The sequence below is a fragment of the Streptomyces sp. NPDC034099 genome, assembly GCF_055575415.1.
The window spans coordinates 1-18,625 of the sequence record NZ_JBVISR010000031.1 but is presented as its reverse complement, the minus strand read 5'-3'; the positions used below and the strand labels follow the sequence as shown (position 1 = coordinate 18,625).

Annotated in this window: 16 protein-coding genes and 4 pseudogenes; 14 read left to right on the top strand and 6 right to left on the bottom strand. The window is 68.0% G+C overall.

The features are described from left to right. Nucleotides 1-74: 74 nt before the first annotated feature. The 8 genes and pseudogenes from ACZ56V_RS39225 to ACZ56V_RS39190 all read left to right on the top strand — a co-directional run bounded on the left by ACZ56V_RS39225 (nucleotide 75) and on the right by ACZ56V_RS39190 (nucleotide 7,851). Entirely contained in the window at nucleotides 75-932 is an 858-nt protein-coding gene (locus tag ACZ56V_RS39225; protein ID WP_468948671.1) for a scabin-related ADP-ribosyltransferase, read from the top strand. A 310-nt stretch (nucleotides 933-1,242) separates the two neighbouring features. Beyond that, nucleotides 1,243-1,533 (top strand): Mu transposase C-terminal domain-containing protein, encoded by a 291-nt coding sequence (locus ACZ56V_RS39220; RefSeq protein ID WP_468948697.1) that lies wholly within the window; start codon nucleotides 1,243-1,245, stop codon nucleotides 1,531-1,533. Nucleotides 1,534-1,694: 161 nt separating this feature from the next. Further along, a pseudogene (locus tag ACZ56V_RS39215) lies at nucleotides 1,695-2,555 on the top strand (IS256 family transposase); the annotation flags it as partial. A 716-nt stretch (nucleotides 2,556-3,271) separates the two neighbouring features. Further along, entirely contained in the window at nucleotides 3,272-4,036 is a 765-nt protein-coding gene (locus ACZ56V_RS39210; protein WP_468948668.1) for an ABC transporter ATP-binding protein, read from the top strand. After that, a complete protein-coding gene (locus ACZ56V_RS39205; RefSeq protein ID WP_468948665.1) occupies nucleotides 4,033-4,752 on the top strand; it encodes an ABC transporter ATP-binding protein in 720 nt (239 codons plus the stop codon). The genes ACZ56V_RS39210 and ACZ56V_RS39205 overlap by 4 nt, the downstream gene beginning before the upstream one ends. Nucleotides 4,753-4,799: 47 nt before the next feature. Further along, nucleotides 4,800-5,672: a branched-chain amino acid ABC transporter permease gene (locus ACZ56V_RS39200; RefSeq protein WP_468948662.1), complete on the top strand. Its 873-nt coding sequence runs from the start codon at nucleotides 4,800-4,802 to the stop codon at nucleotides 5,670-5,672. Then, nucleotides 5,669-6,664: a branched-chain amino acid ABC transporter permease gene (locus ACZ56V_RS39195; RefSeq protein WP_468948660.1), complete on the top strand. Its 996-nt coding sequence runs from the start codon at nucleotides 5,669-5,671 to the stop codon at nucleotides 6,662-6,664. The genes ACZ56V_RS39200 and ACZ56V_RS39195 overlap by 4 nt, the downstream gene beginning before the upstream one ends. Then, nucleotides 6,661-7,851, top strand: a complete 1,191-nt coding sequence (locus ACZ56V_RS39190; RefSeq protein ID WP_468948657.1) for an ABC transporter substrate-binding protein — start codon at nucleotides 6,661-6,663, stop codon at nucleotides 7,849-7,851. The genes ACZ56V_RS39195 and ACZ56V_RS39190 overlap by 4 nt, the downstream gene beginning before the upstream one ends. 410 nt (nucleotides 7,852-8,261) lie before the next feature. Here ACZ56V_RS39190 and ACZ56V_RS39185 read toward each other — a convergent pair whose 3' ends face one another. Together ACZ56V_RS39185 and alr are read right to left on the bottom strand one after the other, a co-directional pair. Next, a complete protein-coding gene (locus ACZ56V_RS39185; protein ID WP_468948654.1) occupies nucleotides 8,262-9,353 on the bottom strand; it encodes an acyltransferase family protein in 1,092 nt (363 codons plus the stop codon). Further along, nucleotides 9,350-11,653, bottom strand: a complete 2,304-nt coding sequence (alr, locus tag ACZ56V_RS39180) for an alanine racemase (RefSeq protein ID WP_468948651.1) — start codon at nucleotides 11,651-11,653, stop codon at nucleotides 9,350-9,352. The genes ACZ56V_RS39185 and alr overlap by 4 nt, the downstream gene beginning before the upstream one ends. A gap of 395 nt (nucleotides 11,654-12,048) precedes the next feature. Here alr and ACZ56V_RS39175 point away from each other — a divergent pair, with 395 nt between their 5' ends. The 3 genes and pseudogenes from ACZ56V_RS39175 to ACZ56V_RS39165 all read left to right on the top strand — a co-directional run. After that, nucleotides 12,049-12,621: a sigma factor gene (locus ACZ56V_RS39175; protein WP_468948648.1), complete on the top strand. Its 573-nt coding sequence runs from the start codon at nucleotides 12,049-12,051 to the stop codon at nucleotides 12,619-12,621. Between the two features lie 131 nt (nucleotides 12,622-12,752). Continuing rightward, entirely contained in the window at nucleotides 12,753-13,286 is a 534-nt protein-coding gene (locus tag ACZ56V_RS39170; RefSeq protein ID WP_468948645.1) for a hypothetical protein, read from the top strand. A 140-nt stretch (nucleotides 13,287-13,426) separates the two neighbouring features. Next, a pseudogene (locus ACZ56V_RS39165) lies at nucleotides 13,427-13,764 on the top strand (glycosyltransferase); the annotation flags it as partial. A gap of 601 nt (nucleotides 13,765-14,365) precedes the next feature. Here ACZ56V_RS39165 and ACZ56V_RS39160 read toward each other — a convergent pair. Then, entirely contained in the window at nucleotides 14,366-14,839 is a 474-nt protein-coding gene (locus tag ACZ56V_RS39160; RefSeq protein ID WP_468948642.1) for a hypothetical protein, read from the bottom strand. On the opposite strand from ACZ56V_RS39160, the gene ACZ56V_RS39155 reads away from it, so the two are divergent. Together ACZ56V_RS39155 and ACZ56V_RS39150 are read left to right on the top strand one after the other, a co-directional pair. Next, nucleotides 14,798-15,316 (top strand): hypothetical protein, encoded by a 519-nt coding sequence (locus ACZ56V_RS39155; protein WP_468948639.1) that lies wholly within the window; start codon nucleotides 14,798-14,800, stop codon nucleotides 15,314-15,316. The two genes, ACZ56V_RS39160 and ACZ56V_RS39155, sit on opposite strands and share 42 nt — an antisense overlap. Next, the gene (locus ACZ56V_RS39150; protein ID WP_468948636.1) at nucleotides 15,316-15,561 is read left to right on the top strand and encodes a hypothetical protein; all 246 of its coding nucleotides are present in this window, start codon (nucleotides 15,316-15,318) and stop codon (nucleotides 15,559-15,561) included. The genes ACZ56V_RS39155 and ACZ56V_RS39150 overlap by 1 nt, the downstream gene beginning before the upstream one ends. A gap of 1,310 nt (nucleotides 15,562-16,871) precedes the next feature. On the opposite strand, the gene ACZ56V_RS39145 is transcribed toward ACZ56V_RS39150, so the two are convergent. Both ACZ56V_RS39145 and ACZ56V_RS39140 read right to left on the bottom strand, forming a co-directional pair. Then, nucleotides 16,872-17,258: a fic family toxin-antitoxin system, toxin component gene (locus ACZ56V_RS39145; RefSeq protein WP_468948633.1), complete on the bottom strand. Its 387-nt coding sequence runs from the start codon at nucleotides 17,256-17,258 to the stop codon at nucleotides 16,872-16,874. After that, the gene (locus ACZ56V_RS39140; RefSeq protein ID WP_468948629.1) at nucleotides 17,255-17,539 is read right to left on the bottom strand and encodes a type II toxin -antitoxin system TacA 1-like antitoxin; all 285 of its coding nucleotides are present in this window, start codon (nucleotides 17,537-17,539) and stop codon (nucleotides 17,255-17,257) included. Before ACZ56V_RS39140 ends, ACZ56V_RS39145 begins: the two co-directional genes overlap by 4 nt. A gap of 154 nt (nucleotides 17,540-17,693) precedes the next feature. Here ACZ56V_RS39140 and ACZ56V_RS39135 point away from each other — a divergent pair. After that, nucleotides 17,694-17,913: pseudogene (locus tag ACZ56V_RS39135) on the top strand (transcriptional regulator); the annotation flags it as partial. A gap of 591 nt (nucleotides 17,914-18,504) precedes the next feature. On the opposite strand, the pseudogene ACZ56V_RS39130 reads toward ACZ56V_RS39135, so the two are convergent. Next, nucleotides 18,505-18,625 (bottom strand): annotated as a pseudogene (locus ACZ56V_RS39130) (IS481 family transposase); the annotation flags it as partial.

Genomic DNA, 18,625 nt, shown 5'->3' with positions numbered 1-18,625 from the left:
GGACTGTCCTGCTCTCGTCCTGCAGCATACCTGATCTCGTCTGACAGTTTCCAGCAAGCGAATTGGATCACCTGATGCCCAGTCAACGCCCGAACTACTCTCCTTCTTCCATCTCAAGTGACTACTACTCTGACGGCTCTTTCCAGGATAACGACCATACTCATGAAGATTTCATCGTGCACTTCTCGAGGTATGCAAGGGAAAGCACCTTCAGTCCGCAGGAGACAGTGGGTTTCGGAACGAGTCGATTCGGCCCGAGGCCGGAAGAAATATCGGTAGCGAACACCGGGACGGCCGCCGGTTATCGTCTCGCTTATCGTGAAGACTTGGAGCCCTTGTATCGATTTGACACTCGAAGGCCGGAAGTAATTTTCAATGAAGGATTTCGACCTCATAATGGCCGTCGTCCCAGTAGTCTTCAGCATTATCAAGTGGAGCATACGGAGACTGCACTGGTAAGTACCACGCGCGATCCCGACCCTGGAGACGAAGCAGCAGTTCCGTCACGGGCATACGACGATGACGGAATCACGTACCGCTATACCGTCGATGCTCCCGGGGGGTACGAATTCATGACCAGCTTGGGGCGCTCGGCCTATGTTAATCAGCAGGAGATTGCTTTCTGGAAGGGCATTAGGCCCGAATATATTTCCCAAGTATCTGCCATTGACAGGGGCGGGAACCTACATTGGACGCGGAACAATCCCAACGCTCATGGAGCCAGTCGAGTCAGGGAGGCGCGCGAACAGAGGAACCGGGAATACATCGCCGCGATGCAGAACCCCTTTGCCGCCCATGTGCAAAGACATCATCCTGGCGAATCACACCGACAACAGTCTGCTGGTCAGCAAGAGCGCAGGCAACAGACAGCGGGTCAGCAGTGGAACTGGCAACAACCCACTGGGCCCACTGGTGGGCGTGGCCCCCGATAAGAGACAGTGTGCTTTGTTCCTGCATGAGGGACCGTCAGCTTGCTTGGCGGGCCCCTTTTGGTCAAGCCGCGGTCACCGTGGCCGCGAACAGGGGTTGTTAGACGTCATTGAAAATGCCTACGAGTGCGGTAGTTTGGGCAGCTTCGTGCCGACATGATCGGTAAGCGTGCCTGCCGACGGCGAGGTGCATATTTGGGGCGGCTCCTTGCCGACGAGGGGTACGCGAAAGGCCCTCCCGGTATCTCTTGGGCGAGCGCCGGGAGGGCCGTGTAGCGCGCGGCGGCGCTGTGCTCACTGACAGCGCCCAACCCTGTTCGACCTCGCCGAAGCTTTCCGCTGGTCAGAACATCGCACCGTCTCCAAGACGGCACTGATCTTCCTGCACGGCAACCGCTACCAGGTCGATCCTCTGCTCGTCGGCCAGCGAGTCGAGCTGGTCTTCGACCCCTTCGATCTGTCGTTCCTGCGTGTCAGGACGAACAGCCAGGACGCCGGAACCGCGCTGCCCTTGCAGGTCAGCCGCCACTCCCACCCCAAGCCCGGCCCGAGACCCCCGCCGAGGAACCCCGCCCGACCACCGGCATTGACTACCTCGGCCTGATCGACACTGCCCACAAGGCCGAGCTCGCCGACAAGGTCAACTAAGCAGCCTTCGGCGAGCCGAAGCCTCCCACCCGTCGATCTCACCGACCTGACCGGCGAATGATCCACAGGGGGACTGTAAGACGTTCGGTGTAACTCCCGATCGTGGAAGATGCATCGATGACCAGTGAGAACGTGTCCGGATCCGAGGCTGTCGAGCCCGTGGAGGCTGTGCGGGCAAAGGCTGCGGACGGCCAGTTGATCGACGAGCTGGTGGGCCGGGCCCAGGCCGAGGGTCTACAGCTGACCGGCGAGGGCGGGCTGCTGCGGCAGTTGACGAAGCGGCTGCTGGTGTCCGCCCTGGAAGGCGGGATCACCGATCACCTCGGCTACGACAAGCACGACCCGGCTGGCAAGAACGGTGGCAACTCCCGCAACGGCAAACGCTCCAAGTCCGTCCTGACCGATGTTGGACCGGTGGAGATAACCGTGCCCCGCGACCGCGACGGCTCCTTCGAACCAAAGATCGTCAAGAAGCGGCAGAAGCGCCTGACCGGCGTCGACGAGATGGTCGTCTCGCTGGCCGCGAAGGGCCTGACCACCGGCGAGGTGCAGGCGCACCTGGCTGAGGTCTATGGCGCCGAGGTCTCCCGGCAGACGATCTCCACCATCACCGACAAGGTGCTGGAGGGCATGGCCGAATGGCAGAGCCGTCCCCTCGACGCCGTCTATCCGGTGGTCTTCATCGATGCCATCCACGTGAAGATCCGCGACGGTGCGGTGGCCAACCGGCCCATCTACGTGGCCTTGGCGGTCACTACGGAGGGCCGGCGGGAGATCCTGGGTCTGTGGGCCGGGGACGGCGGTGAGGGCGCCAAGCACTGGTTGCACATCCTCACCGAGATCAAGAATCGCGGTGTCAACGACGTGCTGATGCTGGTCTGCGACGGACTCAAGGGCCTGCCCGGCACGATGGCGTCCACGGACACGGTCAGCGCCCGGCTCAGCCGCAACGGTGAGAAGGCGGCCGACCTCGCGGACGCCTGGAGAGACGTCCAGGTGCCGGCCGGCGGCGCCGAATACCGACTGAGGCTGAAGACCACCCGCACGTCCGAGGAGTGGCGCTACGCCACGGCCACCGACACGTCCTGGTCGTTCCGTTCCGGTCCGACCGCCGAAGCGGCGCCGCTGCCGCTGCTCCAGGTCGACTACCGGGTACCGGTGGACGCCCGCAACAGTGTGGGGCGGGGCCGCGTGCACTCGCTGGGGTTGACCGTGCGCCACACCAGGACGGTCTCGGTGCGCCGCGGGGGGTCAGAGCCCGATTCGAGGTCTCCTACGACGACGGCGGGCACTTCACCAGGGCGACGACCAGGGCCCACGGCGCGGGCAGGTTCGCCGTTATCGTCAAGAAGCCGCTCGGGGTGCGGGGCGACGCCTTCGTGACGCTCCGAGTCACCGCCGAGGACGCGTACGGCAACGAGGTCCAACAGACCGTGACCAGGGCATACCTGCACCGCGGCTAGCGCGGCAGAGCATGGGACGGGACGGGGTGCCGATCACCATGGCACCCAGTCCCGTCGGGCCGACGCGCTTGGTGGTGAACCGGACCAGGCCGTTCGCCGTAGTGGGTGGTGGGGAGACGTCAAGGTGTCCCACGCTCGGAGCCTCCACCCGTCCATGAGCGGTTCACGACCCGGAGGCAGAACAAGGCAAGGAAAAGCAGTGCCAGTTGTACGCACCACCGGAGGTGGCTGGTGACCGCGGTGGTGGACATAGCCGGAGCCACCGTGCGATACGGCGGGGTCACGGCCGTGGACGGCTTCACGCTCGCCCACTCGGACGGCGGTGTGATCGGGCTGATCGGCCCCAACGGCGCCGGCAAGACAACGTTGTTGAACTCCCTGTCCGGCGTGGTCCCTCTCGCGTCCGGCACCATCCGTGTCAACGGGCACGATCTGACCGGTGCCGGACCGGTGCACACCGCCCGCCTCGGCGTGACCAGGACTTTCCAGAACCTCCAGGTGTTCGGCTCGCTGACCGTGCTGCAGAACGTCATGTTGCCGCGCACCGGCCGGAGCGTGAGCGTCTCACTCGGCCACATACTCGGCCTGCCGGCCGCAGGGCGGAGGATCGCCGCCGAACACCGCACCGCCTACGCACTGCTCGACAGAGTGGGGATGACCCCGTACGCGCACCTGTCCGCGGGCAGTCTCGCCTACGGGCTCCAGCGCCGTGTGGAGATCGCCAGGGCGCTGGCGGGAGACCCCGCTCTCCTTCTGCTGGACGAACCCCTCGCCGGCCTCGCGCGTGCCGAGAGTACTGATCTGACGGATCTGTTCACCGCGATCGCGGCCGAAGGCGTGACCGTGCTGCTGGTCGAGCACGATGTCGCGGGCGTCCTCGCGGTGTCGGACCGTGTGCTGGTCCTGGACCATGGCCGGCTGCTGGCCGACGGCACGTCCGAACTGGTGGCCGCGGACCCCGCGGTGCGCGCCGCCTACCTGGGCGAGGAGATGTGACCGGATTGCTGCGGGCCACCGGGTTGGTGGGAGGATACGGTCGGATCGAGGCGCTGCACGGCGTGGACGTCTCGGTGGACGCGGGGCAGGCAGTGACCGTGGTCGGGCCCAACGGCGCGGGCAAGTCCACCCTGTTGCGAACGGTCGCGGGTCTGTCCCGCGCCTGGCGCGGCACCGTCGAGTTCGACGGTACGGATGTGACCCGCTGGCCGGCCGAGAGGCGGGCGAGGGCGGGCCTGGTGCTCGTCCCGGAGGGCCGGCGCGTGTTCGCCGGGCTGAGTGTCGAGGAGAATCTGCGGCTGGGCGGCTACGGGGCCGGGCGGGCCGCGGCCACGTCGGGGCTGAGCGCCGTGTACGACCTCTTTCCCGCACTCGTGGCCCGCCGTCGGCAGCCCGCGGGCACGCTGTCAGGTGGCGAGCAGCAGATGGTGGCGATCGGCCGGGGCCTGATGAGCCGTCCGAAACTCCTGCTGCTGGACGAGCCGTCCCTGGGCCTCGCCCCGCAGGCGGTCCGGCTGGTGACCGAGGCCCTGGTGGAGCTGGTCGGCCGCGGCACCACGCTGGTCCTGGTCGAGCAGAGCGCCGCCGTCGCGTTCCGCGTGGCCCGGCGGGGCCACCTCATGGAGCGCGGGGCACTCGTGACGTCGGGTCCGGTGGACCGGCTGCGCGAGGACCCCGCGGTCCTTCGCGCCTATCTCGGAGGGCCCGTCGGATGAACGCCCCCGCACCGCCGTCACCCAGGATCGGAACCCGGTAGTCACGCATGTCGCAACTGTTCGACTTCACGCTCTCCGGACTCGGCGCCGGCACCACCTATGCCCTGGTCGGGCTGGGCGTGGCCCTGGTATTCCAGGTCACCGGGGTGATCAACTTCGCGCAGGGCGACTTCGTCATGCTCGGCGGACTCGGATTCGCGGTGCTGCACGAGTCGGGCGTGACGCTGTGGGCGGCGTCCCTGATCGCCATCGCGGCCACCGCAGTGGTCGGCGCCCTGCTGAGCCTGCTCGTCATCAGCAGAGCAAGCGGCGCCGACACCGAACGGCTGATCATCCTGACGATCGGCGCCTCGGTGACCCTGCAGGGCGCGGCGCTGCTCGCGTTCGGCGCCGACTCCCACTTCGTGCCGGCCTTCTCCGAGGGACCCCCTTTCGATGTGTTTGGCGCACATGTACCCCACCAGTACCTGTGGTGTGCGGTGGCGACGGCGGTGGCGGTCGCGGCGATGTGGGTGAGCCTCACCAGAACCCTGCCGGGCACCGCGATGCGCGCCACGGCCATGGACCCCGAGACGGTCCGGCTGATGGGGGTTTCGCCGACCCGGATGAGCCTGCTGGCGTTCACCGCGGCCGCCGCACTGGGGGCGCTGGCGGGAGTCTTCCTGGCACCACTGCAGCCCCCGGACGCCTCTGTAGGCATCCCCTTCGGACTCAAGGGCTTCACCGCGGCGGTGCTCGGCGGACTCGTCTCCCCGGCGGGGGCCGTGGCCGGCGGGCTGCTGGTCGGCCTGGCCGAGGCATACGCCACCGGGTACCTCAGCAGCGAGTACAAAGACACGCTCACCTACGGGTTGCTGCTGGCGGTGCTGTTGGTCCGGCCGACCGGGCTGCTGCGCCGGGGTTCGGTGGTCCGGGTATGAGCGCCTCGCGACGGGTGCACACCCTGCTCGGCTACCGAATGGCCCCGTACGCGGCGTTTCTCGCGCTCCTGCTGTCGGTGCCCGCGGTGTTCACGCGGGTGCCTTTCTACACCATGTCGGTGGCGGTCCTGATTTGCCTTCAGGCCATCGCGGCCCTGGGGCTTGTGCCCCTCGTCGGCCGCGCCGGACAGATCTCCCTCGGGCAGGCCGCCTTCTTCGCCGTGGGAGGGTACACGTCCGCCGTTCTCACCACCCGGTGGCAGGTCAACGCCCTGCTCGCGCTGATCGCCGGAGCCGTGCTGGCCATCGGCGTGGCGTACGGCGTGGGGCGGTTCATCTTCCGTGCACAGGGCCAGTACCTGGCGCTGGCGACCCTGTCGTTCGGACTGGTGGTCGGTTCCCTCGCCAACCAACTGCCGCTCACCGGCGCCTCCAACGGCCTGTCGGGGATCGACCCGCTGGCACCCTTCGGCCTGGCACTCGACACGGATCTGTCGGTCTACTACCTGGTGGCCGGCGTCCTGCTGGTCTCAGTACTGGCCGTGGACGCGCTGTTGCGGTCCCCCGTGGGGGATGCGTTGAGTGCGTTGGGCGACAGCCCCGTGGCGACGGAGGCGGCGGGCGTCTCGGCCGCCTCCCTGCGCCGTGGCGCGCTGGCGCTCGCGGCGGGCCTCGCCTCCGTCGCGGGCAGTCTGTATGCCCACTGGTCGTCCTTCATGGACCCCAGCCAGGCTGGGCTCCTCAACTCCGTACAGCTGCTGGTCATCGCCTCGGTCGGCGGGCTGCGCACACCGTGGGGTGCCCCGGTCGGGGCCCTGGTGATCGTCACGTTCTCCGAGGCCTCCAAGGACTTGATCCCGCGGGTGTTCCCGTCCGCCACCGGCAACTTCGACATCGTCGTGTACGGGATCGCGTTGATCGTCGTGCTGCTGTTCCTGCCCAACGGGGTGGGCGGCGTTCCGGCCGTACTCAAGAGAAGAGAGAAACAGTGATCAGGACACGTACCACCCGGGCGCTCACCGGCGCGGTCCTCGTCGGTGCCCTGGGGCTCGGCGGCTGCGCGGCCTCGGAGGACGACGATTCGGCGGGCGGGAAGGCCGGGGGAGGTGACGTCGTGATCGGCGCCAGCCTGGAACTGTCGGGCCCTACGCAGAGCATCGGTACGGCGTACAAGAAGGCCCTGGAACTCCAGGTGGCCTCGATCAACGAGCGGGGCGGTGTCCTGGGCGGCCGCAAGCTCAAGCTGATCGTCAAGGACAACCAGACCAAGCCCGCCCAGAACATTACGAACGTCAACGACCTGATCAACAACGAGCACGTCGCGGCCGTCGTCACAGGCGGCTGCTCGGCGTGCACCGTGCCGGTCACCAGCATCGCGGAGAAGCGCCAGGTGCCCCTGATCTCGCTGGCCTCCGCGACGGCCATCACCAAACCCGTGGCGGAGCGGCAGTACACCTTCAAGATCTCGCCCAACCCCGCCCAGGACGCCGACGTCCTGCTGGCTGCCCTGAGGAAGAAGGGGGCGAAGAGCATCGGCCTGCTCAACGTGGACAACCCGTACGGGCAGGAGGGCCGGGCCGCCGTGAACGCGGGGGCGAAGAAGACCGGCCTCGAGATCACCGGCCGGCAGCAGTTCGGCCAGGACGACAAGGACATGAGTGTCCAGGCGAAGCGGCTGGTCGCCGCCCGCCCCGATGCCGTGGTCGTGTGGGCGGTGATGCCGGCCGCCGGGATCATCGCCAAGAACCTGCGGGACGCGGGCTACGACGGCGGTGTCTACCTGGACGCCGGCGCCGGCGCGGAGCTGTTCGTCGAGGGCGCTCAGGGTGCCGCCGAGGGAGTCCACATGGTCTTCCCCCGGGTCCTGGCGATCGGCGACGAGACCTCGGACGGTGAGGCTGTCCGCACGCAGAAGGACTGGGTCGAGCGGTACACGGCCAAGTACGGGAACTACTCCGGGTTCGCCTCCTTCGGGGCGGACGCCGCGCTGATGCTGCGCGATGCCATCGACAAGGCGAAGGGCACGGACGGTCCGAAGCTGCGCGACACGCTCGAAACCCTCGGCTTCGACGGGGTGTCCGGGCCGATCCGCAACACGCCCGAAGAACACTCCGGTCTCCAGCCCGAAGCCCTCGGCGTCCTGGTCGTGCGTGACGGCGACTGGAGTCTGGCGAACTGACGTCCGTAAATGGTGAGGACGACCGGACCGGGTGACCGACCCGCCGTCGTCACCGGGACGGGGCACCGGCGGTGAGAGGCGGTGGACAGAGTCGCGGGGTGGAGACCTCCCGCCTGCTTGACGGCCAACTCAAGTTCCGGCACCTGGTCCTGACCGACGTGCTCTCGCGTCGGGGAGCGTCGTTGGCGCCGCCGCCATGACGCGTCCCGCCGCGACCCGAAGCCTGCACGAGTTGGAAGACATCCTTGGGGAATCGCTGTTCGAGCGCGGCCCCGGGCGTCACCCCGGCGGTGTTCGGCGCGGCGTTCACTCAGCACGCGTCGATCCAACCCTGGAAGTCGATGACCTCGGGAATGTTGGTCATGAACCACCTCCGTGCTGTGCGATGCGGGTGTGCTGGGGGCCCGGTTTCAGGCCGCACGCGTGAGTCGGCGTCGGAGGATGCCGGCGAGGGGCGTTTCGACCGCTTGGTGCAGCGCGTAGGCGGCGGCGCACATGGTGATGCTCACGGCCGCGAGAAGGACGTGGGGTTCCACGCTGCCCTTGAGGCGGTTGAACAGGACGAAGCCCGTGTAGGCGTGGAGTAGGTAGAGCGGGTAGGTCAGAGCTCCGATGTTCACGAACCAGGGCCTGCCGAGGCGCTGTGTCCAGCCCATCGCGATACCCACCATGATCAAGAAGATCACCGTGACAACAGCCGTGACCACGGCTGGGTCGAGGGACTCGCCGTAGCGGTTTTCCACGGCGTCGGCGAAACCGGTGGCCCGGTGGAGGGCGTTGGCGTAGGACGCGAGGACGAGGAGGACGGTGGAGCGCGTGGGACCGTACTTGGTGAGGAGGCACAGCGCCATGCCGGCAATGAAGTAGTGTGCCCACTGTGACTGCACCGGCACTTCGAGCAGCCGTGAGAGTGACGCGGGAAGGTAGCCGGTTCCGGCGACGCAAGCCGCGCCGAGCCACAGCCACATTGCCACGGTGACGCGCCGTCGGGTGAGCCCCACGAGAACCAGTGCAAGGACGACGGCGTAGAACCGCAGCTCGGCCCAGAGTGTCCAGTACACGACATCGACGTTCTCGATGCCGAGTGGAGCGTTGAGCATGGTCAGGTTGGCGAGGTACTGGGTGGCCGAGACGGGGAATTGGCCCGCTCCGAGGGCGACGCACACGATCGCGGTGAGGGTGACCGCCGCCCAGTAGGCAGGGTAGAGGCGCGACACGCGTGAGACCAGGAACCGGCGTGGTGTGCGATTCCACGCGCTCAGAAGGACGACGAAGCCGCTGATCATGAAGAATGCGTCGACTCCGAGGTATCCGTAGCGGGTGACCTCGCCGATCCGCGGGAACGACAGGCCGCTCAGTCCACCGGCGGGCCCCGAGAACGTGTAGTGGTAGACCATGACCGACAGCGCCGCGACGATCCGCAGCGCGTCGAGCTCGTACAGGCGCCGTGTTCTCGATGTGGTCGTGGATGGCGTGGTTGTTGCCGGTCGGGGTGCGGTCATCGTGGGCTGTGCATGGCTGCGGGGCTGTTGGCCCGGGCGATGGCGGTTTTGATAAGGGTGTCCAGCAGGCGTTCGTAGGGCAGGCCGGAGGCGGCCCAGATGCGTGGATACTGTGAGGCCGCGGTGAAGCCGGGGAAGGTGTTGACTTCGTTCACCACGGGGTGGGTTCCGTCGCGCAGGAAGAAGTCGACACGGACGAGGCCGGAACAGTTGAGTGCCTCGAAGACGTCCACCGCCATGCGCTGGAGTGTCGTGGTGATGTTGTTGTCGAGCTGTGCGGGAATGGTGAACTGGGTCGCCTTGTCCTCGTATTTGGCTTCGTAGTCGAAGAACGGCTGTCCGCCGTGGACCGCGATCTCCAGGGGCGGTCCGGCCTCCAGCCGGCCGTCCGGATGCTCGAGTACGGCTATGTCGATTTCCCGGCCGTGTATCGCTTCCTCCACCAGGACTTTCGTGTCCCAGGAATGAGCTGATTCGAGGGCCGCGTCCAGGTCTTCCCAGTTCTCGACGCGGGTGACGCCGATACTGGAGCCGGCGCGTGCGGGCTTGACGAAGGCGGGCAGTCCCAGGCGCAGGCGCTCGGCATCGGACAGGGGACTGTTCATGTCCCTGAGCAGTGCCCAGTCGGCGACGGGCAGCCCACTGGATTGCAGGATGCGTTTCGTCGCGTCCTTGTCCATGGCGATGGTGCTTGCGCTGACGCCGTTGCCCACGTAGGTCACGTTCGCGGCTTCCAGGAGGCCCTGCACGGTGCCGTCCTCGCCGAAGGGACCGTGCAGCGCCGGTACCACGGCATCGGCCGCCGCCAGGTGCGGCAGCACCGAGCGCAGGCTGTTCCAGGCGCCCATGCCTCTGCTGGGTGTGACGTCGGTGAGGTCCGAGGCGGTGTAGGTGCCTTGGGGAAAGTCGGCCGGGCCGGGCACCCATTCCCTGGCCTTGGAGATGCGTACCGGCTGGACCGCGTAGCGGGAACGGTCCAGGTTGCTGACGATGCCCGCGGCCGACGCGCAGGAGACCTCGTGCTCGCCGCCGGGTCCGCCGAACAGGACCACGACACGGGTACGCGTGTCCTTCCGCACCGCTGGCAATTCCTCGGCGTGCAGGTAGCGGCGCGGGACCCGGGGGCCGACTCCGGTGAGGATCTCGTGCGGGATGGTTCCGGCCCAGTCCGCCCACTCGGTGGCAGTGGGCTCGCCCCTGTCTCCCGGGCCGAAGACCACCGCGTCCTCGCCGACCGCGACCTGATCGTTCCCGGTGTCGACGACGCACTGGTCCATCGCGATCCGGCCGGCTATCCGCCGGCGGGCCCCATCGACCCAGATCTCGGCGGAACGCGACGCCCTGAAGGGCAGCCCGTCTGCGAATCCCAGCGGCACGAGCGCGAGTGCGGTCGTGCGCTCGGCGACGTACTCGTGCCCGTAGGACACGCCCGTGCCCGCCTCGACGCGGCGGCTCATGATGACTCGGCCACGCAGGGTCATCGCCGGACGCAGCCCGAACTTCTCCCCCTTCACCGGTTCGATTCCGTACAGGCCGAGCCCCGCGCGTACCAGGTCGTAGTGCGTGCGAGGAGCTGCCAGAGCGGCGGCCGAGTTGGCCAGGTGCAGCAACTCGGGCCGGAGCCCGGCGGCGCGGGCCTGTTCCACCGCCGTCTCGAAGGCGTGGACCTGACGGGGAACACATGCGTGCCGGGGATCGTCGGGGTGGACGAGATGTGACCAGATCCCGCGTATCCGCAGCAGACCCTGGCGTTCGAACTCGGCCGCTGCCTCGAGCAGCTCGGGCCAGTCGGTCGCACTGGCGCCGTTGCGCCTCAGCCCTGTGTCCACCTTGAGATGGACGGCCCCCGCGATCCCGGCCTTCTCCGCGCAGGCAGCGATCCCCGCCAGGTGTGCGAGGGAGGAGGCCGACAGGTCCACGTCCCGTCGCAGCATCTCGGTGACGTCGTCACCCGGCAGATGCATCCAGGCCAGTATCGGAGCCGTGATTCCCGCCTCACGCAGCTCCAGTGTCTCCGGCGTGGAGGTGGCGCCGAGCCAGGTGGCTCCGTGGGCGAGTGCGACGCGCGCGACCTCAACGGCCCCATGCCCGAACCCGTCGGCCTTCACCACCGCCATCAGAGCACCACGCGAGCGCGCCGCCAGGACACGGGTGTTGTGGGCGATTGCGGAAAGATCGATCACGGCCTCGGACAGCCGGTGCCGGGCTACCTCAGGAAGAGGCTCGGCGCCTTTCAGGGAGAGGCCGGCAGGTGGATCACATTCGGCTTCCGACCTTGCTGAGGGCGACTGACGCGACATCAAAACTCCATAAGACTGGTGAGAGCGGACGTTCGGAACTATTCGAGGTTCGTCATTCGTCAACGGAGAATCCGTCGAGTCCGCGATGAGTTACTCCCGTTCGGGATACGCATGACCGCACGCGAACGTTGAACCTCGCGTTCTCGAACATGACCAACCTAGGTACACAGTCCGTCCACGACGATGAAGCCTGCACGACCACGGCAGTACAGCCTGCCCTACCGGGAGGGGCACGTACGACTGTCCGCACCTGCGCTCCCCGTGGTGCGGAGCCGCGGCGACACTCCCTCCCTCCTTTTCAACATACGAGGAAAAGCCCGCGTATACCCCATGTAGTCGTCGCCCGAGATGGGAAAGCACCATGAAAGCCTGGCGCGGAACGGGAGCGAGCCGTCGTGACTGTGAGCGGTAGTCCGCCGCAGTGGCCTTGTGGGCGGGCCGCGACGACCGACCCGGAGCCCACCGGTTCTCGAACCAAGCGCGAGGTAGAGGCCACCCACGATGTCCACGGCGGTGGACTCTTCGGGTCCGCGTTCAAGGCACTGGACGACCGCCGACTCGCCGAGGACGTGGCCCAGGAGTCCTTCGTCCGTGCCTGGAAGTCACCCAGCGGTTTCGGCCCGAGTCAGGGGTCGATGCGTTGGCTGTTCGCCATCGCATGCAATGGCGTGGTGGACGCCATGCGGCGGCGCAAGGTCCGCGAGGGACCCGGCTACTCCTCGTGGGACGCCGTGTACGAGTCGTCCCCGGCGTTCGACCCCGTCGACCAGCTCCTGGAGCGGATCCAGCTCGCGGAGGCGCCGGAACGGCTGAGCCTGCAGCACAGGGAGGCAGTGGTGGAGGTGTACTTCGGCGGTCGCTCATGTACCGCACTGGGCGTTCCGGCGTCCACCATGCGCAGCCAGCCGTACTACCGCGTGCTGCCGCAGCGGCTCATCCTCGAAGAGAACGGATGCCCCGCACCATGAAAGAGTCATGCGTCCCTTTCCGGTCGCTCCTGACCGAACACCTGCTGCTCGGGACACCCCTGCCGGAGGAACTCTCCCGGCACCTCGACCAGTGCCCCCACTGCGTCGGAGAGGCAGCCGAGACCGACGACGTGGGGCGCACCCTGCGACGGGTCGACCCGTTCGCCGACTGGGGTACCGCGCCGGAATGGTGTGCGCGTCCGTCGAACGATCTCGGGGAGAGGATCTGCCGGGGCACGGCTGCGGTGAAGCTCTCGAAGACCGCTCGGGTCGGCCCCGGGCGACGGATCGCCCTCGGTGTCGCCGCTGCCTTCGCCGCAGCCGCCGCGGTGGTCGTCCCCTTCACCCTGGCAGATCAACAGGGGACAACATCATTCGCCACGTCAGCCGTGCTGATCCGGCACGGTGAGATGATCGACCGGCCTTGGGGAACCGAGGTCCCAGTGACGCTGGCGGGCCTCAAGGCCGGTTCGGCGTACCACCTGATGACCGTCAACGCCGACGGCGCACGTGTCCCCGGCGGCAGCGTACGGGCGGCGAGCGCCCAGCAGTTCACCTTCCACATGGTGACGTCCATGAGCCAGGACACCATCACCGAGCTGATCGTCGAGGACGATGAAGGGCGCGTTGTGACCCGTGTTCCAGTGTGTCGTTCCCCGGTCTGACCGGTAACAGCCGCGGTCGCCCGAATAGCCGGCGGCCCGAGGAAGGTCAGGCGGTCCCCAGCCTCTGCCCAACTGGCGGGTGTGACCGGGCGGATCAGCCGACGGCGTGTGGGGCCACTAGTCTCGCCGTCTCGGTTGGGCTGAGCTTCTGGCCGCACACTGATGTCCTGTGGATCGGAGCGGCGGAGGGCTTGGAAGCCCAAGTCACGAGCGCGGAGGACGCTCCATCATACCGTCCTACGGGGAAGACCCGACGTTCCTCGAACCCGCTGAAGATGCTGCCGCCGGCAAACGTCCGAGACATGGCGCGCGTGCCGGTTGGGATCGCTCAGGTGCGTAAGACGGTCTCCGGCTTCCGGCCGGGCGTCGTTCTCGCAACGGGCGGCTACGCCGCCGTGCCGACCCGGTTGGCCGCCAGAATGTGCCGAGTTCCGCTGTCCTGCACGAGGAGACCGTCCGCCTCGGTCTCGCCGGCAGACCACGCCGACCGTACCGTCATGTGCGGTCCACCCCGGCGGGTCAGGGCAAGATGGACGAACGGGCTGCGGCAGCAGTTGCCCAGACACACGGCGGACAGGTGCTGGGGGCTGGGAGACCGAAGCGGCAAGCAACGCCGTCGATCACAGAATCCCGCGCTGCGCGCTCGCCCGGCTCGCGATGGGGCCGCTGCTGGACCTTCCCGAATGTGGGCTCGGGAAGGTCCAGGGGCGAGTCGATCCTGTGTACACGTCCGTGCGGACCTACGCCGGGTCGCCGCCCTTGCTGATCCAGGCTTGAACGGCGCCGGTTTCGGCGGTGACGACCAGGTAGTCGTCACGCCCGTCGCCGTCGATGTCGAACTGCACGCCGTCCGGGTCGCCGACGTTGCCGGAGGCGATTTGCCCCCGGGCGATCCAACCCGGCTAGCCGTTGTCGTCGCCACCCGCATTGACCCAGGCAGCCACCGAGCCGTCGGAGGAACTCAGGTTGAGATAGTCGGCCCGCTGTCGCAATTGACGCCCGCGAACAGGATGTGATCGGCGTCAGGAACCCCGGAAGCGATCCGGCCGCCGTCGACCCATCCGGGCCTGCCGTCCCGGTCACCGCCGAAGTTGATCCCAAGACTGCACCGCGCTGGTGCGGTGGTTGACGATCAAGTAGTCGTCGTCCCCGTCCGCATCGATGTCGTCCAACCGGACACCGTCCCCGTTCGCGACGCTGTCGAAGCCGGCGGCGATCTGCCCTCGGGGGATCCAGCCGGGGTGGCCGTCCCGGTCGCCGCGGGCGTTGATCCAGGCCCGGATCGCGCCGTCGTTTCGGCGCAGCAGGTAGTCGTCGCGGCCGTCACCGTCGATGTCGGCAAACCGTACGTTGCGGCGGTCTGCCCCAACGCCGGAGGCGACCTGCCCCTGGGGGACCCATCCGCTCTGCTGGTCGCTGCACGTGTCCCAGTCCTCGAGCCAGCCCGACTCAGTGGCGCCGAAGATGGCGTCGAACCTCTCGGCCATCTTGTCGTAGCCACGGTCGTTGGGGTGCAGGGTGTCGTCGAGATCGGCCGTCATCACCTCGTTCATGTCCACCAGCCCGACGTGTTTGCCGGCTTCGGCACGTGGTCCGAGGCGTACAGCGATTACGTCTTCGGAGGCGCGTGGAGGTCTGCATGCTCTGGGCCCGGGGGGATTGTCGGCGACGGCGTGGTCACCAATTGCGGCCTCGACCGGCCCACCGCCTTCTCCGAGTTCGCCGATCGGCTGCCCTATCTGCGGGAACTGATCGCGAGCGTCGCCGACCTGGACCGGCTGAACTTCGTACGCCTGGCGAAGGTGCAGAACAGTGTGATCACCCCGCATCGGGATCTGCTGGAGCTCAGCGAGCTCTCCGACGCGACCCGCAACGCCCACGGGATGCACATCCCCCTTCTCACCAACGAAGACTGCTTCTTCAACGAGGGCGACACCGTTTTCCGTATGCGTAAGGCGAGGTGTGGTTCGTCGATGCCTCGGAGATCCACTCGGTGGCGGTGCTCTCCTCGCAGGAGAGGGTGCATCTGATGTTCGACTTCGTGAACGTGCCGTCCGCGAAGCCGTTGATCACGGTCGAGGGCGAGAGCCCGGACGCCGGCATTCCGGACGACCGGACAGTGAAACGACCGCCGCTCACTGACGCCGACCATGCCAACCTGATGCGGCTTGCCGACGTGCTGACACTGGTGACGGTCAACGAAAATCTTCAGCATCGTCATCAAAAAGCACTTCCGGCACGGCGGGGGGTGAGAATTTGGTCTGGAATGCCATGATCGATATTGCGTGCGCTGCCGAGGACCCGGCCGTTCTGCCGCATGTTGAGGAACTCCGTCGCCACTACACTCTGGAACGCTCGGCCTGACAATTCGTAGCGGTTCAGCAGGGGGACCGGGCTGCGGGGCTAATGTGTTCTCAGCAGGTGATCTTGAGGAGCGCGGTGGCGTGGCTGGCGTGTGCCCGGTAGTGGTCGGCTGCGGCGGCGATGTTGGTCCAGCCGGCCTGGCGCATCAGGCCGAGGGGCGAGGTTGCGCGGGGTGACCACGGCGCGGGGTGTGTTGCCGGCGCAGACCTTGGAAGGGCCTTAGTACTCCAGCTGGACTTCTGTATTTGTCTTGGTCAACGGCTTGGCGTTGGGGAGTGTAGCGGGGGTTCGGTATGTGCGGGACGGTCTTGGACCGACCGTCCCACCAACGGGTGCCCGCGCCGCATGTAATGACAACGCCGCGAGCAGGCCCCTTCCGTGATCCACGACGTACCGATTGCGACCGACCTCGCCCGCGACATCATCCGTCGCGCTGGCCTCCCCACTCCCCATCGCTTGGGTCACTGCGGATGCCGCATACGGACAGGACTCGCACTTCCGGCGTTTCCTCGAGGACCACGGCCTGCCCTGTGCCGTTGCCAGTCGTGCCGGGGCCCGGAGGACAGCAGCCCCATCGCAGGACCGCAGATGCTGCTGGACACCCTTCAGGTCGGAGACGGTGTATTTGCCCGGCGCCAGGTGGCGGACCGGTGGGCGGTGCCGCCGAGCAGGGCGGCGGCACAGTGCGGGTGCACGGCCGCCAGAAGGCGTCGGCCAGGCACTCCCGGTCGGTCGTGAGCGCCTCCGCCCGGTGACCGGCCCCTCGCCGGTGTCGTTGCGCAGCGCGAGGATCTGCACCACGACGGGCCGGCCGGACAGGCACTCCCTCGAGACCGGTGCTCACCAGATCGGCACGGAACCTGTGCTCCTCGTCGTCCGGCAGCCCGGAGCCGGAGCATGTGAAGAGCCGGGCGGGCAGCCGCTCCTTCCCACAAGCCGTGAATCTCGTTGAGTTTCGACACGCCGTGAACGTAGGCTCACGCACGCGGCACGGAGTCGTGCGCGCTCCGGGTCGTTCCAAGTCAGGTCGGCGACGTCCGGTCGAGGACCCAGCAGGCGTTGGTGTCGGAGGAGTCCCCGTAGGCCGCCCCCACACCCGCCTACTTGACCGACTGACAGCTGGAACCGGATTCCGGTGTGGCGGGAGAACAGGGCGGTGCGCTCCGGCCCGGTCGCAGACGCGGGACGATGCCGCCGTTCACCCCACCGCGATCGGCCGGGTCAGGAAGCAGCCCATGCGCGCAGCCGGCGGCCGATGAGCCCGACACCCAGGGAACCGGCGGCGGCCTCCCGCACCAGGGCGACCGCCTCCTTCGGCGGATAGTCGAGCCGGCACCCGTTCAGGGCGAGGAACGCCTCTGTGGAGTGCCAGGCGAACGCCTCGTTGGAGTGCTCGAGGCACGGCAGCCGCACCAGCGTCTGGAGCAGCGCGCCGGCCTTCAGGTACAGGGAACCGTAGATGTCCCGTTCCAGGGCCCGGGCGTTGACCCGGGCGGCCGCCGCGTAGAGCGGGCCGTAGTCGTCGACCTGGGGATCACCGGGCAGCAACTCGGCCGCGTGCAACAGGAAGGCCACGTCCAGCGGATGGAACGGCTCGTTCTGGCTCACGCGGCGTGGCCCCGCCCCTCTTCGAGCTCTCGCCGCGCGTCCAGCTCCGCACCGCGCTGCCGCTCGGCGGGACCGGCCTCCTCGGCGAAGGCGCCGCCGCTGCGGGCCATCGACTCCCGGAAGGCGTCGAGGAAGCGCTCCTCCACGGCGGTGGCGCGCGCGTACGCTGCGGACAGGATGTACTCCTGCAGGCTGACGCCCTCCTGTCGCGCGGCCGCCTCGATCGCGGACCGCTTGGCCGGATCGGGAAAGCGCAGGTTCATGGCTTTGGGATGCGACATGGTACCGATGGTATCGCCGATACCGTGCGAGGGCCAGGACGAGGGAGGGCACGGTCGGCCGATGACGGCCGGCGCGTCCGCCGTGCTGAGCCCGGGCGGGGCACCTCCCGGCGGGTGAGCCCGGCCCACAGGCAGCGGAACAGTCGTTGTCACCCTCTGGGCCGACCACAGATGTGGCATTCCGGCGTGAGGACCGCAAGCGCATCATCCACCCGGCGCTCGGTCCGGTCGAGGACAACTGCCTCAGCCTGTTCAGTGAGAATGGCCGGCAGCGGCTGCTCCGGTTCACCCTCGCGGTCGGTACCCACAGCGTCAGCCTGCTCGGTCTGCTCGCGGTCATCGGCACTCAGGAGATCGCAGAGCAGCCGCACTGAGCAGGCCGTGGCTGGTCGAGACACCCTGCCGGTACGGTGCCAGGTCCACCGCACCGGCCGCCCTCGCCGAGGGGCTCAGCCGTAGGGGCGCCCCTACGACGAGGAACAGGCCCCTTGGCTGTCCGCGGCAGGCCACCTGCTGCGCCAGGCCGCGGCCCGGGACATGCCGACCCTGGGCTGCCTCGGCATGGAACTGCTCCGGTGGCCTGCGGAGGCAGGGTCCGGCGCTCCGAGCGGCCGGGGGTGGGCCTGTACGAGCTGACGCCTCTGCTGCCCGCGTCGAGGAACGAACTCTTCGTCCCCCTCACGAGGCCGGACACGCCCCCGTGCGCCGTGCAGTGGCACTGGGAGGAGCCGCGGTCCTGCCCGAGGCCCCGAAGGCAGTCCCTCCTCACCAGCGCACGCTGCGCCCACCAGGCTTCCCGCATGGGGACGTCGGTGTGGGGCGTCCAGTTCCACCCGGAGGTACTGGCCGACCACATCGCGGGCTGGGGCGCCTCCGACGACGGACCGCTGCGGGCCCTGGGGCGTGGACCCGTCCTCAGCGGTCGCCCGCGTGGCACGCGAGGAGGAGCGGCTGGGCGCGCTAGAGATGTATTGACCCGCAGGGTTGTTTGCGCGGCTGATCGGTGGGTGGCCGCCGAGTGCGGTGTGGCGGCGGTGGTGGTTGTAGGTGTGCAGGAAGTCTGTCAGGGCTGCGGTGCGTTCGGTG